Below are 785 nucleotides of genomic sequence, written 5' to 3' on the forward strand. Positions count from 1 at the left end.
TTGTTTAGCTCCTTCTTTAGCTTCTGTTCTAACGTTGGTTAATGTGTTTTTGGCATCATTAGCTAACTGCCGATTTTGATCTTGAAACTCAGTCGCAAAGAAGCTCAAACTCTTAAAGTTGGCATCAAACGTTTTATTCATTCTTGTAGACAATATGGATAAATCATTAATACTGGTGGTGGCTAGGTTTACAGTTTGCACTAAGTGATGATTGGCCTTAGCAACATGACCAGCAACGCCTTGCGTTAATTGGTTATGGTAGTGATTCAGTACAGCAGACACCTCTTTGCTAACCTCTTTAGCCGCACCAATAGCAATCGCTGATTTGATGACATTCTCTCGTTCTTGATAATCTTTGAGCTGGGCTATTAGATCGTTTACCAGCTTGGCGTTTGCTGCATCTCTGTCTTTGGTGGCTTGGTCTTTTTCCTCTATCCTCTCTAACAAGGCCGTATTATGCTCGGTGAGCGTTGCAATGGCGGCAAGTAGGTCTTCAAGGTTGGGGGTCTCTGACATTTTTTATCTTCCTAATCCATAGCTGCGGCTGCGGTTAATCTCGTTACTGTAGTCTGTAATCTCTTTTTGTGCGCTCTGTAGTGCTTGCTGCTGGTTTTTTTCGATGTTTTGGCTGTGATTGTCTATAAATTCAGTTAAAACGTCTTGTAGGGCTGCTGTGTGCGTTTTACGCTCACTGGTGTAGTGTAGATTTTTGATCTCATTCAGTGCTTGCTGTGATTTGTCGCTTACTAAGTCCGTTAACGCGCCACGCTCATTTGACGCAAGCT

General features: G+C 42.7%; 2 protein-coding genes. Both read right to left on the reverse strand.

The genetic code is table 11. The features are described from left to right. A partial coding sequence (locus tag Q7C21_RS22205) for a hypothetical protein (protein WP_375151117.1) occupies positions 1-516 on the reverse strand: 516 nt, incomplete at its 3' end. 3 nt (positions 517-519) lie between these two features. Then, on the reverse strand, positions 520-785 hold a 266-nt coding region (locus tag Q7C21_RS22210), incomplete at its 5' end, for a hypothetical protein (RefSeq protein ID WP_375151118.1).

This window comes from Pantoea sp. ANP04, assembly GCF_041982285.1.
In the GTDB taxonomy this organism is placed as follows: domain Bacteria; phylum Pseudomonadota; class Gammaproteobacteria; order Enterobacterales; family Enterobacteriaceae; genus Pantoea; species Pantoea eucalypti.